Source organism: Geitlerinema calcuttense NRMC-F 0142, assembly GCF_030285425.1.
In genome coordinates this window covers 26,989-41,654 of record NZ_JASVEJ010000021.1, presented here as the reverse complement: position 1 = coordinate 41,654, position 14,666 = coordinate 26,989, and the positions used below count along the sequence as shown (strand labels likewise).

19 protein-coding genes are annotated in these 14,666 nt (G+C 52.7%); 13 read left to right on the top strand and 6 right to left on the bottom strand.

Going from position 1 to position 14,666, the window contains the following annotated elements:
* Window positions 1-30 precede the first annotated feature (30 nt).
* Window positions 31-144 (bottom strand): helix-turn-helix domain-containing protein, encoded by a 114-nt coding sequence (locus QQ055_RS10815; RefSeq protein WP_349775323.1) that lies wholly within the window; start codon window positions 142-144, stop codon window positions 31-33.
* A gap of 64 nt (window positions 145-208) precedes the next feature.
* Between QQ055_RS10815 and QQ055_RS05610 the strand changes: the two genes are divergently transcribed.
* Window positions 209-979 (top strand): hypothetical protein, encoded by a 771-nt coding sequence (locus tag QQ055_RS05610; RefSeq protein ID WP_284475504.1) that lies wholly within the window; start codon window positions 209-211, stop codon window positions 977-979.
* On the opposite strand, the gene QQ055_RS05605 is transcribed toward QQ055_RS05610, so the two are convergent.
* The 3 genes from QQ055_RS05605 to QQ055_RS05600 form a co-directional block, all read right to left on the bottom strand.
* On the bottom strand, window positions 960-1,853 hold the full coding sequence (locus QQ055_RS05605) for a DNA-methyltransferase (protein WP_284475503.1): 894 nt from the start codon (window positions 1,851-1,853) through the stop codon (window positions 960-962). The two genes, QQ055_RS05610 and QQ055_RS05605, sit on opposite strands and share 20 nt — an antisense overlap.
* Complete coding sequence (locus QQ055_RS10885) at window positions 1,850-2,047, bottom strand: toxin-antitoxin system HicB family antitoxin (RefSeq protein ID WP_432805999.1); 198 nt, start codon at window positions 2,045-2,047, stop codon at window positions 1,850-1,852. Before QQ055_RS10885 ends, QQ055_RS05605 begins: the two co-directional genes overlap by 4 nt.
* A 122-nt stretch (window positions 2,048-2,169) precedes the next feature.
* Window positions 2,170-3,051, bottom strand: coding sequence for a helix-turn-helix domain-containing protein (locus QQ055_RS05600; protein WP_284475502.1), 882 nt, complete (start codon window positions 3,049-3,051; stop codon window positions 2,170-2,172).
* A 109-nt stretch (window positions 3,052-3,160) separates the two neighbouring features.
* Here QQ055_RS05600 and QQ055_RS05595 point away from each other — a divergent pair, with 109 nt between their 5' ends.
* The 3 genes from QQ055_RS05595 to QQ055_RS05585 all read left to right on the top strand — a co-directional run bounded on the left by QQ055_RS05595 (window position 3,161) and on the right by QQ055_RS05585 (window position 5,075).
* Complete coding sequence (locus QQ055_RS05595) at window positions 3,161-3,946, top strand: phytanoyl-CoA dioxygenase family protein (protein ID WP_284475501.1); 786 nt, start codon at window positions 3,161-3,163, stop codon at window positions 3,944-3,946.
* An 89-nt stretch (window positions 3,947-4,035) separates the two neighbouring features.
* Window positions 4,036-4,809, top strand: coding sequence for a Clp protease/crotonase-like domain-containing protein (locus QQ055_RS05590; RefSeq protein ID WP_286004336.1), 774 nt, complete (start codon window positions 4,036-4,038; stop codon window positions 4,807-4,809).
* Window positions 4,794-5,075 carry a hypothetical protein gene (locus QQ055_RS05585; RefSeq protein ID WP_286004335.1) on the top strand — a complete coding sequence of 94 codons (282 nt, stop codon included), beginning with the start codon at window positions 4,794-4,796 and terminating at the stop codon, window positions 5,073-5,075. The genes QQ055_RS05590 and QQ055_RS05585 overlap by 16 nt, the downstream gene beginning before the upstream one ends.
* Before the next feature lie 42 nt (window positions 5,076-5,117).
* On the opposite strand, the gene QQ055_RS05580 is transcribed toward QQ055_RS05585, so the two are convergent.
* Window positions 5,118-5,561, bottom strand: coding sequence for an acylphosphatase (locus QQ055_RS05580; RefSeq protein ID WP_284475499.1), 444 nt, complete (start codon window positions 5,559-5,561; stop codon window positions 5,118-5,120).
* Window positions 5,562-5,813: 252 nt separating this feature from the next.
* Here QQ055_RS05580 and QQ055_RS05575 point away from each other — a divergent pair, with 252 nt between their 5' ends.
* The 3 genes from QQ055_RS05575 to QQ055_RS05565 are packed head-to-tail and all read left to right on the top strand — an operon-like array spanning window position 5,814 to window position 8,598.
* Entirely contained in the window at window positions 5,814-6,332 is a 519-nt protein-coding gene (locus tag QQ055_RS05575) for a paraquat-inducible protein A (RefSeq protein ID WP_286004334.1), read from the top strand.
* Window positions 6,329-6,961: a paraquat-inducible protein A gene (locus QQ055_RS05570; RefSeq protein WP_284475497.1), complete on the top strand. Its 633-nt coding sequence runs from the start codon at window positions 6,329-6,331 to the stop codon at window positions 6,959-6,961. Before QQ055_RS05575 ends, QQ055_RS05570 begins: the two co-directional genes overlap by 4 nt.
* On the top strand, window positions 6,958-8,598 hold the full coding sequence (locus tag QQ055_RS05565) for a PqiB family protein (protein WP_284475496.1): 1,641 nt from the start codon (window positions 6,958-6,960) through the stop codon (window positions 8,596-8,598). The genes QQ055_RS05570 and QQ055_RS05565 overlap by 4 nt, the downstream gene beginning before the upstream one ends.
* Window positions 8,599-8,638: 40 nt before the next feature.
* Here the strand turns inward: QQ055_RS05565 and QQ055_RS05560 are convergent, their stop codons facing one another.
* The gene (locus tag QQ055_RS05560) at window positions 8,639-9,493 is read right to left on the bottom strand and encodes an AraC family transcriptional regulator (protein ID WP_285963139.1); all 855 of its coding nucleotides are present in this window, start codon (window positions 9,491-9,493) and stop codon (window positions 8,639-8,641) included.
* 245 nt (window positions 9,494-9,738) lie between these two features.
* On the opposite strand from QQ055_RS05560, the gene QQ055_RS05555 reads away from it, so the two are divergent.
* The 6 genes from QQ055_RS05555 (at window position 9,739) to QQ055_RS05530 (ending at window position 14,632) form a co-directional block, all read left to right on the top strand.
* The gene (locus tag QQ055_RS05555; RefSeq protein ID WP_284475494.1) at window positions 9,739-10,569 is read left to right on the top strand and encodes a phytanoyl-CoA dioxygenase family protein; all 831 of its coding nucleotides are present in this window, start codon (window positions 9,739-9,741) and stop codon (window positions 10,567-10,569) included.
* A 141-nt stretch (window positions 10,570-10,710) separates the two neighbouring features.
* Complete coding sequence (locus QQ055_RS05550) at window positions 10,711-12,762, top strand: thioredoxin domain-containing protein (protein WP_285963138.1); 2,052 nt, start codon at window positions 10,711-10,713, stop codon at window positions 12,760-12,762.
* A gap of 107 nt (window positions 12,763-12,869) precedes the next feature.
* Window positions 12,870-13,730, top strand: coding sequence for a hypothetical protein (locus tag QQ055_RS05545; protein ID WP_286004333.1), 861 nt, complete (start codon window positions 12,870-12,872; stop codon window positions 13,728-13,730).
* Window positions 13,727-13,963 carry a hypothetical protein gene (locus QQ055_RS05540; RefSeq protein WP_284475490.1) on the top strand — a complete coding sequence of 79 codons (237 nt, stop codon included), beginning with the start codon at window positions 13,727-13,729 and terminating at the stop codon, window positions 13,961-13,963. Before QQ055_RS05545 ends, QQ055_RS05540 begins: the two co-directional genes overlap by 4 nt.
* Before the next feature lie 92 nt (window positions 13,964-14,055).
* Complete coding sequence (locus QQ055_RS05535) at window positions 14,056-14,211, top strand: hypothetical protein (RefSeq protein ID WP_284475489.1); 156 nt, start codon at window positions 14,056-14,058, stop codon at window positions 14,209-14,211.
* Entirely contained in the window at window positions 14,189-14,632 is a 444-nt protein-coding gene (locus tag QQ055_RS05530) for a Minf_1886 family protein (protein ID WP_284475488.1), read from the top strand. Before QQ055_RS05535 ends, QQ055_RS05530 begins: the two co-directional genes overlap by 23 nt.
* Window positions 14,633-14,666: the final 34 nt, after the last annotated feature.

The window sequence follows — 14,666 nt, the reverse complement described above, 5'->3', positions numbered from 1 at the left end:
GTCACATCAAACCTTGCATCATCGGACATTTCATCGGAGAGATAAGCGATCACGGTATTCTCTGGGGGAGCAACACATTTTTTTGCGGAAGACACGGGAAAAATAGTTGCCGTCGCCGAAGCCGCATTCCAGCGCAATTTGCACGAGTTTGTCGTTGGGCAAAAAAAATACTCGCGAATCCGCATCGGATGCTCAAAGATCAATTTGAATGACCAAAAATGAAAGAATACAGCGGCTCATCGACGCAATTCCCAAACTTTCCTCATACCGCCTCCAGTTAGTTGACAAAGTTGTCGGGGTTTTCCAGACCCCCAAAACTTATTCCCGCAATAAAGGTTCAACTTTAATCACCAGTCAGGTTCTGGAAGATTTTGGCGATGTTCTGCGCCTGCATCACGCTTTTTCCCGTGAACCCTTTTCCAAAGATAAGTTTGAGTATGCTCTTGAACGTGTGCTTGTGGAATCACGCTTTGCGGCCAAGCTGGCGGCAAGGGGATCGCGCGGTTATGACATTGAGATCGGGCAGGAACGGTTTTCTCTCAAGACTGAAGCGGCCAAGGGCATCAAGGAGAGCGCAATTCACATCTCAAAGTTTATGGAATTGGGAGGAGGTCAATGGGGGAGCGATCCGGCGGATCTCATTGGTCTTCGCCAACAGTTTCTGAACAATCTTGCAGGAATTCAAAGAATTCTCATCCTCAGAGCCTTGCGGAAGGGGACTCCTTCCTATCGCTATGAATTGGTTGAGATTCCGAAACCATTGCTTGCAAAGGCGGCCACTGGCCGCCTCGAAATGAAAACGGAGAGTTCGCAGAACCCCAAACCGGGATACTGCCATATTGAGGAAGGGGATGATCTCTTGTTCTCGCTCTACTTCGACGGCGGCGGTGAAAGAAAATTGCAGATTAAGGGCCTCAGAAAAGAGCTTTGCGTCGTCCATGGAACCTGGGATTTTCCTGCTATTGCAGACAATCCATAAACAACGATGGTGTTGCAGCGTTTATTCTGTTTTTCGCGATTTTGACATATTCTGGTTTTGCCTCGACTCCCACGCATTTTCTTCCGGTTTCGATTGACACCACGCCTACAGTTCCACTCCCGAAGAACGGATCAAGGACAAGACCATTATGGGGAGACCCCGCGAGAATGCATGGGCGGACGAGTGCGCGGGGAAAGACTGCAAAATGGGATTCTTTGCAAGGCTCGGTATTTATGGACCATACTGTCCGTTTGTTTTTTTTGGCCTTTCCGTCCGCCGTGGTCTCTTTGATGGCCTCTTGATCGAAGTAGTAATTCTCACTTTTCGAGAACATGAAAAGATATTCGTGCGACACAGTCACACGGTCCTTAACGGACTCTGGCTGGCAGTTCGGCTTGTGCCAGACAATGTCTGAGCGAAGATACCAACCATCCAACTGCAATGCCATTGCCACCATCCAAGCCACACCAATCAAATCTTTTGGCTTCAAGCCTTCCGGAGTGTCCGGGCGATAGGACATGGCGCGGCCTTTGTTCTTGGTGTCTTTGTCTCTCCATGCCCTTCCCCCTGACGTGTAGGTGTTGCCAATATTCAGCCAGAATGTTCCATCATTTCGCAACACTCGGCGGACATCACGGAAGCACGAAACCAAGTTGTTTACATATTCGGGCAGCGAATCTTCTGCGCCTATTTGATTTTCATGCCCGTAATCGCGCATTCCCCAATAGGGAGGGGATGTGATGCATGTGTGGAAGGTGTTTTCAGGAATCTCCCTGAGCTTTTCACGCACATCACCAGAGATGATCTGCACAGGTTCACGCTCACTGCATCTGATCGGCCATGGATTCGCCCCGTTGGTGTATTGGATTTTCATGCCCTCTCTCCTTTTGTGTGGCGAGTGGTGTATATGGAAGGCTCCTCATGAACCCGAGCCGAGAGAGTGTCGATGATGAGAGAATGAAGGGTTTTGTCCTCCTCTATCGCTTTCATTTTGAGCTGTTTGTGCAAATCATCCTCAATTTCGAGAGGGAAGGTCTTGGTGTTCTTTTTTGATTTTTCGGTCTGCATTAGTAAGAAAAGTAACCTAAGTTAGTAAGGTAAGTCAAAACAAAAATATGAAAAACTGGCCCAACAATGCGATTTACCGAATGCAGCCCCCAACCACTACAAACCTTGCATTATCCTTCCTTTCATCGGAGAGATAAGCGGTCACGGTATTCTCTGGGGGAGCAACCCATTTTTTTGCGGAAGACACGGGAGAAATAGTTGCCGTCGCCGAAGCCGCATTCCAGGGCGATTTGCACGAGCTTGGTGTCCGGCTGGTCGCGCATCATTTCACAGGCCTTGGCGGTGCGGAGGGCGTTGAGATAGTCGATGGGGGTGTCGGAGTAGGTTCGGCGAAAAACGCGGAGGAATTGGTTTTTCGACAGGTGCGCCAGCCGCGCCAATTGCTCCAGGGTGATGTCCTCGCCAAAGTGGTTTTCCATGTATGCCACCGATGCCGCTAGGCGTCGAACCGCGTCCGGATTTTTCTTTTCCCGGCCCACTTCACCATATTGGCGGGACAGAAATGTGACCAACTGGAGAAAGACACTCTGGATCATCGCCTGAAACCCTGGATTTCTTTCCAGATATTCACTCTCCAGCCTGTGGGCCATGTCCAGCGCGATGGCCAGATCACGGGGCGACAGATGAAGGTGGCTGCGGAAATGTCCCCCGCGCACATTGGGCGCGATCATGAAAAGCGCGTGGTAGCCCGGCAATTTGCGCAGGTCGCGCAGGCCCGTGAGATATTTGCCGGGGTCATAGGCGATATTGCACAGGCGCAAATTGCGCGTCTTCCGAAAGGCATGGGAGGAGTTCCCATTAAAAACGAAGACATCGCCGCCCGTGATGCGTTCCAGCGAACCATTGACGAGATGTTCGGATTCACCGGACAAGGCAATGACCAGCTCCGAATAGGCGTGTGTGTGATCGTCGAAGTCCGTGCCATTGAGCTCTGTGAATCCAGCGTGGAAACGCAAAGTCGTGTCCACGCCCATTTCCCCGTATCCGTAACGTTTTTTCGGCATGGTGATATTATGCTATAAAGATGTGATGGATTGAAGGACAAAATCCGAAAAAGCGATTAGGACTCTTTTCATCCTCTAAACCCCAAACATTGACCCAAAGGAAAAAAACATGTCCGTCGTCACCCCCGAACAACTCCGCCAATTCCACGAGGAAGGATACATGATCCTCGAAGCCGTCATGAGCCAGGACCAGCTCGAAGGTCTCCGCGCCGAAACGGACCGTTACATCGGCATGCTCCACCGTGAGATGGATGCCCAAGGCACTGATGTCATTGGGATCAACCACCGGAACAGCCGCTATTTCGTTCATAACAAACACCAGCACAGCCGCATTCTCACCGATTTCCTTTTCAGCGATCTGATGTATGAGGTTTCCACAGCGGCCCTCGGCGACAATGTTTATCTTTTTCACGAACAATACGTCATCAAGGCGGCTGAAAAAGGTTCGAAATTCTCATGGCATCAGGACAGTGGTTATGTCAGCCATGATCACAAGGCCTACCTGACGTGCTGGTGTCCACTGGATGATGTCAATGAGGAGAATGGCACGGTCTATGTCCTGCCCTACAGCCGGGCGGGCACACGCGAAAGAATCGAGCATGTGAAGGAAGAGGGGAGCAACGATCTGGTCGGTTATTTCGGGGATGATCCCGGCGTGCCGGTCATTTGCCCGGCGGGCAGTGTGGTGGCTTTCTCCAGCAAGCTTTTCCATCGCAGCGGATTCAACCGCACGAATAAAATGCGCCGGGTTTACCTGCCCCAGTATTCCCCCGAGGTGATTATGAACAAGGAAGGAACCGCCCCCTGGGCCTTTGACATTCCTTTTGTCAAAGACGGTAAACGAGTGGCATACCCCGGCACGTATGCGGTCAAAGAGGATGCCGTGACCGTTTAAGTGCGATTTCTCCATCCTCCCCCCAAAAAAATCAAATCCGGCACGAATGCGCTCCTTGCGTCCGTGCCGGGTTTTGCTTTAATGAATGCATGGCAAAAATTTCCCGCAAAAAACCGACCGCCCGCATTCCTTCCCCCGCGCCCATGCTCATGGATGAATACATCGCCGCAGTGGAAAAAACCCAGGCCATTTTCCGACGGCTCGCCGTGCGCATGAAAATGCCATTCATCTCCTATTGGACGAGCTCGGGCGGCTCCATCTGCCACAATGACATCATTGTCTTTTCCCATCTGCTGGCTGAAATGCCCAAAGCCAAAACGCTGGCGCTTTTCCTAAAATCCAATGGCGGCAATCCCGAGGCGGCCCTGCGTCTGGTGCATTTGCTCCGCACCCAGTTTGAAAAAATCATTTTGCTGGCGCCATTCGAGTGCGCCTCAGCGGCCACGATGGTCGCTCTCGGAGCCAATGAAATTCACATGGGCCCGACCTCCTATCTGACAGCCGTGGACAGCTCCCTCAAACACGATCTTTCCCCCGTGGATCACAATAATTACCTCGTCTCAGTCAGTCAGGACGAGGTCTCGCGCATTTTGCGCCTGTGGAAACAGCAGACCGGCGCGCAAAACCCATTCCCCGAGGTTTACAAATACCTGCATCCTCTGGTTATCGGGGCGCTGGACCGGTCGAGTTCGTTGTCCATGCGCGTGTGTGAGGAGCTGCTGAGCTACCATCTCCGCGACCGGAAAAAATCCGGCGCATCAGCCGGGAGCTCAACAGCGAATACCCTTCGCACTCCTACCCGATCACCGCGCGGGAGGCGGTTCGCATCGGACTCCATGTCAAGCCGTTGGATTCGGGCATAGAAACGGGGTTGCGCGACCTGAACTCACTCTACTCGGAGATTGCCAAGGAAAAACGCCAGGACAGCGACGTGCAGAATCATCACGTCTCGGAAATCTGCAACATCATCGAGTGTGACGGACGCCAGATTCATTACCTCGTGGACAAGGACTGGCACTACCGCACCGAGGAACGCCGCTGGGTCTCCATGAATGACCGTTCCAGCTGGCAGAGCATCAGCAAAAACGGCGGCAAACAGTGGGAACGCAAGCCCTTGCCGATTTGTTGAGTTCTGACCGATGGCAAAATCCTCAAGCGCGCAAAAAAAGCGTCAGGGGACTTTGATCGTGGTTTCGAGGATGCGGTCAAATTCCTTTTTTGCGGCGGCCCTGGAGATGATGTCATCCTTTTGTCTCTGGGTGAAAATCAGGTCATAGGGTGTCGTGATCTTCCGACTGTGGGATGTCCATGCCAGAACCGTGAAGGTGTTGATCGCGGGGTTGAATTCCGCAGGAGTGACCGTGACGGATTCCACCGTTGATTTTTTTGTGCCAGCCCGGATTTCATTCAAAGCCCTTTCGATCCGTTTGGAGTCTCCTTGCAGGGTGAAAATGACCGTTCCGTCATCCTGATTTTTTGTCATGCCGGCGAGATTGTATCGAATCGCCGTTTTGAGAATGTGGGCGCGAAACCCCACTTTTTGAACGGTTCCTGTGACGATCCCTTGGACAGCAATTTGTTTTGCTGTTTCAGCCCTCATCAATGAAGGACTCATGAGGCATAAACCCAAAAAGCAAAAAATAAGGATCGCGTGATTCATGGATCAATTTGATCGAAATGACTCCCGCCGAAGAATCCAGCGCAAAAATATCCTTTCAGGGATGGGTTCAAAATGGTAATCCCAACTCCCGTGCCACAGACCGATCAGAGACAAACGATCATTTGTCCCCAATGCGACCGGATGAACCGGGTTCCCCCGATCCATATGGAGAAGGGGGACTTGGAATGTTACGCCTGCGGATGCACTTTGCTTGAGCACAAACCCGCGACGATTGATCGAACCCTCTCGTTTGCGCTGGCCGGACTTTTATTCGCGCTTTTTGCTAATGCTTTCCCGGTTCTGACCTTCACTTTCCAAGGCAGTCAAGCCTCGAACTATCTGACGACCGGGCCTGACAGCCTGATGCATGGGATATACTGGCCAGTGGCGCTGCTCATTCTCTGGACGAGTCTTTTTGCACCGGCTTTCAAAATGGCCGGATTGGTTTACGTTTTGCTCCCGTTGAAATGCGGGTTTGCAGCGCCGGGACTGCGCCCTGTTTTCAAGCTCTGCCGCAAGGTCGGCAAATGGGGATTGATCGAAGTCTATGCCGCCGCGATTCTGGTGGCGATCACCAAGCTCGACCAGATGGGGCATGCCTCCTTGGACACAGGGGCGTGGGTGCTCTTTGCCCTTTTTGTTTGTTCCCTGGCGGCGACATGGTCACTCGACGAGGATCGGGTGTGGAATGAAATCTCCGGACAGACATCGGGGGCCCGCGCATGAGCACAGGACGGGAACATGGCATCGTCAAATGCCTCGAATGCGGGGCGGAGAACCGTCTGCCCGCGCAATTTGCCCCGCGCCAGACACTCTCATGTCACCGCTGTGGGGAAAGGCTCTCGATTCGCAAACCGCACTCACTCCAGAAAACATGGGCCTTTGTTCTGGCGGGATTGTTTCTTTACCCCGCCGCGAATCTTTTTCCGGTGATGACCCTGACCCTCAAAGGCGATGTGCAGCACCTCACCGTCTGGGGTGGGGTGATGGAGCTTTACGACTCGGGCATGGCCCCTGTGGCTTTGCTGGTTTTTTGCGCCAGCATCATCGTGCCTTTTGCCAAGCTGGCCGTGCTTTTCTATCTGTGTGTCATGGCCGGATCGAACCGCTTTTCCCGGCGTGACCGGACACGGCTCTACCGGATTGTCGAGGCGATTGGGGTGTGGTCGATGGTGGACATTTTTCTCCTGTCGATCCTCGTGGCGCTCGGTCAGTTGGGGGTGTTGGCGACGGTTGTCCCCCAAGTGGGGGCGGTGGCCTTTGCCGCCGTGGTCATTCTCACACTTTTTGCCGCCGATTTTTTCGATCCAAGGTTGATTTGGGATGAAAAGCGGGTTAACTGCCAAACAGCATGACCGACGATTCCTCAAATGAAAAACAGCCGAAAGCCCCTGCTTCTGTGGGCGGGATTCCCGAGGCGGTTGTCGTCAAAAATGACCGTGTGTCCGCGGCTTGGATCATTCCATTGATCGCGCTGATTGCGGCGGGTTGGCTGGTCTATCAAACTTTGTCTGTTCGCGGGCCGGTGATCACCATTCAAATGGACGACGCGACGGGGCTTGAACCCGGCAAGTCCAGTCTCAAACATCTTGGGGTGGATGTCGGCACAGTCATCGGCATCGGATTCAATGAGGCGCTCTCCAAAGTTCTGGTCAAAGTTCGTTTGATCCGGGAAGCGGAGACTCTGGCTGTCGGGGGTTCCGCCTTCTGGGTGGTGAAACCGACGATCAGCCTGGGCAATGTCAGCGGCTTGGACACGATTGTCTCCGGTGTTTACATCGCATCATCCATCGGGAGCGGCCCACCTCAATACGATTTTGTCGCGCTTCCCGGACCCCCGATCATTCCGCTTAATGACCCCGGACTGAGTCTGGAATTAATCGCGGCGACCTCTGACGGGGTGAATCCGGGTTCGCCCATCTACTACCGCCGGGTTCCTGTGGGCAAGGTCGAAAAACTCCTTCTTTCCGAAGACATGTCCAATGTCGTCATGCGCGTTTACATCAAGACCAATTACATCTCCATGATCAATGCCTCGACAAAGTTTTTCCGGATGCCTCGCCTGACAGCCAGCGCGGGCCCGGGGCTGTTCAATGTTCAGATTGATTCTCTCAAGGAATTCATCGAAGGCGGCATCACGTTTGACAATTTCGATTCAGCGCTCGGGCGCGAACCCGCCAAGGATTTGGACAAATTCCGGCTTTATGACAGTCCTGTGTTGGCGCGGAATTCAGGGCTGTCGGTGGAGCTGACGCTCGACAACGCCTCGGGAATCGGGCCGCAACGCACCTTCATCAAACATCAGGGGATGAATGTCGGGGTGATCGAAACCGTCGAGTTTGACGGCGGTTTGGGACGAATCAAAGCCCGGGCCTCCCTTCGCCCGGAGGCGGAAAGTCTGGTGCGGGAAGGCGCGCGCTACTGGGTGGTTCGGCCCAAAATCGGCTGGGAGGGTGTCAGCGGAGCCGACACGGCATTCAGCGGCATTTATCTGGAGGCATTCCCCGGCAAAGGGGCGGTGCAGGATTCCTTCAAAGTCACCGACTGGTCGCTCGTCGATGAGATTACGACCGAACACGCCGATGGACTGCTGGTGCGCCTTCATTCATCCACGCTCAAAATCAATGAGGGCGCTCCTGTTTATTACAAGAATATCCCTGTCGGGCGAATTGTCTCCACAGGGTTGAGCGCGAATGCCACACAAGCCGAGATGAAGGCTTTGATTTTTCATGAATACCGGCATCTGCTCCGGGAGAATTCCGTTTTCTGGAATGCGGGCGGGATTAATGCCAATTTCGGATTTCTCGGCATGGGGGCGACCCTCAATGTCGCGCCCTTGCAGGCATTGATCGCCGGGGGAGTCGCATTTGCCACTCCGGAACAACAGGGCGGGCGACTGGCGGCACAAGCCAAGCCGGGGCGAATCTTTACTGTTGCGGACAAACCCCAGGATGAATGGCTGAAATGGTCGCCCGCGATTCCGGCGAGGTGAATGAGTCGTGCGTTGAATGATTTAAAATTTTGGAATGGGTTTAAATGAGTGCGATGGCACGTTGACGGTAGGCTTTGGGGCTGCATCCTTTTCTGCGCAGGAATTGACGGTTAAAATTCGACAGATTTAAAAAACCTGATTCAAAGCAAATCTCGGCGATTGTGCGGTCGCTTTCGATGAGCAATTTACAGGCGTGGGACAATCGCAAATCAATTAAAAATGAGGCGAATGTGGTTCCTGTTCTCCTTTTGAAATACCGGCTAAAAGCCGAAGGACTCATTCCAATCAGAGCTCCCATTTCTTTTTCGAAAATATCCTCTTTGAAATGCCCGTGAAGGAATTGAAAGACTTTGTTCATTCTCAAACTGTCCTCTCCATTGAGCAGAGGCTCATATCCTGCTGAAGCAATGGGACGGTATTCACGGCTTAAGGACATCCCATCCAAGATTTCGAGAAATAACGACAAGCCGGGAATTGGTTCCAAGGTCATCATCTTGGTGAGTGACTTTTCGACATTGTCTCTGAGACGCCCACCCAAGAGCAACCCTCTCCGGGCCTTTTGGAAAAGATGGAGAATCCGAATGTGTTCCTTTTCCGGGATAAGCTGTGAGGAAAAGAGTTCCTGACGGAATTGCAGCACGATTGACTCGGCTTTGCCTTTGTGATTTTTATCATTGAGCCAGACATGGGGCAAATCCGCCCCGAGAAAAACCAGATCGCCTTCCTTGAAAGAGTCGATTTTGTCTCCCACGAAACGTGTGCCACGGCTGGATAAGATCAATGTCAACTCCAACTCCGGGTGAAAATGCCAAGGATAATGAAACCGGGGCAGGGAGAATTTCCGACAAATCCAAGCCGTTTGTCCAAATGGTATTTTTTCCAATTGAGCTTTCATGAAGGGGGAGATGTCAGGTTAACCCCATCGCGTTTGATTGTCGAGAACTCAACCGAAACTGTCACGTCCAGACGGCGATTCGGAAATGAAATCACACCAAGAATACAGCCTGTTTTGGTGAGGGCAGCGGAATCATTCTGAGGGACGAGTCAAAAAAGTATCAGTTTTTGACTGAAAACGGGATGATTTCTCTTGCGTATGGCTTCAATCTTATGAATCGCAGAATTTTATCCCCTTTATCCCTTATGAATGCTCAAACAATTCCCCCGATCAACACCCATTACGCCATCACCCCGGAGCAAATTGCCTTCTTCCAAGAGAATGGGTTTATCAAGCTCAAAAATGTTTTCTCCCCCGAGGAAATCGCATATTGGGAACCCATTATCAGCCAGGCTGTCGCCCAATACAACACCATGACCAAGCCGATGCACGAGCGCAGCACATACGAAAAAGCCTTTCAACAAATCCATAATCTCTGGCGTAAGGACGATAAAGTTCGCGAATTTTCTTTCAGCAAACGGCTGGCTAAAATCGCAACGGAGCTTTTAGGCGTTTCAGGCGTGCGCATGTATCATGATCAGGCTCTCTATAAAGAACCCCAAGGCGGCGCGACTCCCTGGCATGTGGATCAGTATTATTGGCCTGTGGACACATTCAATACGGTTACGGCTTGGATTCCATTACAAGACACCCCGATGGAAATGGGGCCTCTGGCATTTAGTTGCGGCAGCCACAAAATCAAAGTCGCTCACGATATTGAAATCAGTGACCAGAGTGAGGAAGTGATTCGGGAAACCATTCGTGTCAAGGATCTGCCCGTGGTGGATACCCCTTTCGACTTGGGTGAAGTGAGCTTTCACTATGGCTGGACTCTCCACCGGGCTGGAGCCAACCTCACAGATCGGATGCGCGCTGTCATGACAGTGATTTACATCGAGGATGGCACAAAAATGTTTGCTCCAAAGAACAAGGATCAGATCAATGACATGAACTGGTGGATGCCCGGCACGAAACCCGGAGAAGTCATTCAGACTGAGCTGAACCCCATTGTCTATCGCGTGAACGATCCCGAATGAGTGACCGATCATTTTAAGTGGGTTCCCAAATGCGGAAATATTCCATTCATTCTTCAATCATTTGATGTCATGACAGCCAGATTGAATTCGCTCAGTTGATTCGCTTGCGCAAATTGCTTTTTTTGCGATGGTGTCAGTGCCATGAGCGCGACACATTCCCCACACACGAATTCACTCATCCACGAAACCAGCCCCTATCTGCTGCAACATGCGCACAATCCGGTGGATTGGTTCCCTTGGTCAGCGGAGGCATTGGCCAAGGCCAAGGCCGAGGACAAACCCATTCTTTTGTCGATTGGGTATTCCGCCTGTCACTGGTGCCATGTCATGGAGCATGAGTCATTTGAGAACCCCGAAATCGCGGGTGTGATGAACCGGCTTTTCATCAATATCAAAGTGGACCGCGAGGAACGCCCCGATCTCGACCATATTTACATGCAGGCGGTTCAACAAATGACCGGCCAAGGCGGCTGGCCCTTGAATGTGTTCCTGACTCCGGAGGGCATTCCTTTCTACGGCGGCACCTACTTCCCTCCCGAGGGGCGTTATGGACGTCCGGGATTTGTCCAAGTCCTCGAATCCGTCGCCGCCGCCTACCGCCAGCGCAAGGATGAATTGCTCAAGCAGGGACATCAACTCGTCGAGGAGATGGGCGATTTTCTCAAGGCAGAACCGTCGCAAAATTCATTCACCCGGCCCGTGCTCGACAAACTCGCCCAGCAGGTGGTTCGGCAGATCGACCCCTACAATGGAGGATTCGGCGCCGCCCCGAAATTTCCCCAGGCCATGACGCTGATGTTTCTGGCGAGATACATTCATCGCACGGGAGACGAAACTGCGGGCAAATTGCTCCGGCTGACTCTCGACAAAATGGCGGGTGGGGGAATGTATGACCAGATCGGGGGGGGATTCTGCCGTTACTCCACCGATGCGGAATGGCTCGTGCCGCATTTTGAAAAAATGCTCTATGACAATGCCCTCCTGAGCCGGCTCTATCTGGAGGCGTGGCTCCTGACGGGGGATACCTTTTACAAGGATGTCTGCGTGGACATTCTCGAATACGTTCTGCGCGAGATGACCTCGCCGGAAGGCGGATTTTATTCCACCCAGGACGCGGACAGTGAAGGGGTGGAGGGGAAGTTTTTCGTCTGGAGCAAACAGGAATTTGATTCCGTCATTGGACACGAGGACGCCGCGCTGGCCGCGGAATATTTCGACATCAGCGCCGGGGGAAATTGGGAACATGCCAATATTCCGAACCTCCGCAAATTGCCCGCGCAATTTGCGCGGGAGCACGGGATCGACCCCGGGCAATTTGCGCGGAAGGCGAAGGAATGGCGGTGCAAACTTTTCGGCGCCCGTGAAAAACGAATCAAACCCGGACGCGACGAAAAAATCCTCACCGCATGGAATGGCATGATGATGTCGAGTTTTGCCCAGGCGGGGCGTTTGCTCGGGGAACCCCGCTACACCGAGGCCGCGCGGAAAAATGCGGAATTCATCCTGGGCAATTTGCGCGTGCCGGACACCGGGCGGTTGTGGAGGAATCACAAGGACGGACGCTCGACATTGAATGCCTATCTGGAGGATTACGCGCTGGTCATTGAAGGCTTGGTCGAACTCCACCAAGCCACCTATGATGAGGCATGGATCACCCACGCCGCGCAATTTGCGCGCATCGTGCAGGAGCACTTTGCCGACAAGGACAAGGGCGGATACTTTTTCACCTCGCAGGATCACGAGAGGCTCATACAAAGGCCCAAGGAATTCGACGACAATGCCACCCCTTGCGGCAACAGCGTCATGGCCTTTGCCCTGCAAAAGCTCGCGCTACTCGCGGGCAATCCGCATTTTGGATTCTCCGCCGACCAGTCCCTCCGGCTCGTGCGCGATCTGGTGGGGCGTTCCCCGCTTTTCTTCGGCTACTGGCTCTGCGCGGCGGAATTCCACGCGTCCAAGCCACGGGAAATTGTTCTGGCCGGTGACCGCGCGCAAATTGCCCCATTCGAGCAAATCCTGCGCGGGCAATTCGCTCCCTTCTGCGTGGTCGCCGCCGCCCCCGGCAAATTGCCCCTGCTGGAAGGCAAAGAGCCCGTGGGCGGCCAGGGAACCGCCTATGTCTGCGAGTCATTCGCCTGTCAGGAGCCCGTGACCGACGTGAAAAAATTTGCCACTCTTTTGGAAAAGGCATAATCTGTTGGCGATTATTCATGACCACGCCCATCCAGTTCTACCGCATATTTCGGGACTTGCTTAAGGAGCAGGGAATACGGGCTTTGTTAACCTCCGGGATGGCCTGTGTGGAGTATGGCATTCAAGAAACCACCAAGGACACCGACTGGATCATTCACCTTGATGACTTTGAAAATCTCGTGGCGTTTCTCTGCCGTCAAGAGAAAGGTTTAAGCGGAGCCAACTGGCGCATTTCTTACCGGGGAATTTTCGGAGCACCCTTGAGCCGTGAGTATCACCAAGGCGGGTGGACGAGTCATTTGGCCATTTGGAATCATGCGCTGGCGCCGGAGGAGCATCTTGATTTTTTTGGGAGACCCCCACGGGTGAATCCCCAGTTGTTGAAATATGAATCCGGGTTAATTGCCTCGCGTTCCACAGTTGCCTCAATGAAAAAAACGGACCGTCAGAAGGATTGGCCATTCGTCAATGGTCTGGCGGCGCAGGAATGGCTCTCCGGGGAGCAGAGTGGATTGCTTCATTTGAGAGATTTGTCCCTGCTCAGAAAAGCCTGGGGACAGATCGGGAAAGAGCAACGCCAATTATTGTCGACAAGCCGTCCTCTCTTGAACTGTATTGATGATTGTTCCGATATTCTGCTGGAACGATTTTTGCTGATTGAAAAAAGCCTGTGGGAACGCGTGAACCGTTCGCGATACCAGATTTATCAATCCGAGTGGAAAACCTTTTATCGAAGCTGGCAAAAAGACTCAGTGGGCGCTTGGCCCACAAATGAATCATTTGCCTTTCAGCACGAGAGAGTTTTGGAGGCGGCGGAAAGATATAACCTGCCAAAAGCGCCCTTGAATGGACTGGATCAAAAATCCAGAATTTATGAAAAAGGATGTGAAGACACTCAAATATTGCTGTCAGCAAGAGACGAAGAAATTCAGTGTGTTCTTCCCCCTTTGGAGGTGATGCTGCCATGAAACACATTCCGATCACACCACAAAATCAACCGTTTCCCGAGGAGTATTACGAACTTCTGGAACGTGAGTTCGGACGGGAAAAAGCTGATTGGGCGAGGCTTCCGTATGAGCAAAGAATGGAGGAGCTCGAAAGAATCCATGCTTCATTTAACACTCAAGATGATTTGTCCCACTGGCCTCCGGAACTCGGCGGCGACGCCGACGCCCCCGGGCAAACTGGTGGTGCAAAATAACAATCCGAAGATGCGCTCTTGCGAAAAAATTTGCCACACGCCTGAACGGGGCATAGGATCGGAGACATAAAGACTTGTCAAAAGGCGGGGCAATGTTTTCACTGACAAAACAAGAACAAATCCTGATTGCCGTCATCCTGTCGGCCGGACTGCTCGGAGGGCTGGTGATGATCTGGCGCGGATCGACGCTTGAATCGCGACCGATCCCGGAGGAAAAAATTTCGCATGAAGAAGATCAGTTTCAATGAGGCGCTGGACATGATTCTCTCCGAGGATCCCCGTTACGCGCCTGAGTCCTACGACTTCGTTCGTGAGGCGTTGGATTTCACCCTCAAAACCCATAAAAAAGACTCCAAAAACCCGAACCGCCATGTCAGCGGGCAGGAGCTGCTCGAAGGCATCCGGGACTATGCGATTGCGGAATTTGGCCCGATGTCGCGCACAGTGCTGGCCTATTGGGGGATCGAGAAATGCGAGGATTTCGGGCATATTGTTTTTAACATGGTGGACAAGGGGATTCTGGGAAAAACCGACCATGACCGTGTGGAGGATTTCTATGTCGGTTATGATTTCGCGGAGGCATTTGACGCGCCTTTCCGCCCGAAAGGAAAAACCGCCGCAAAATCCAAGCGCAACAAAACTCTCCGCGCCGGTATTCATCCCGAGTGACCGCCCGTGCGTGTGAAAAGCGCCGAGCCCTCGA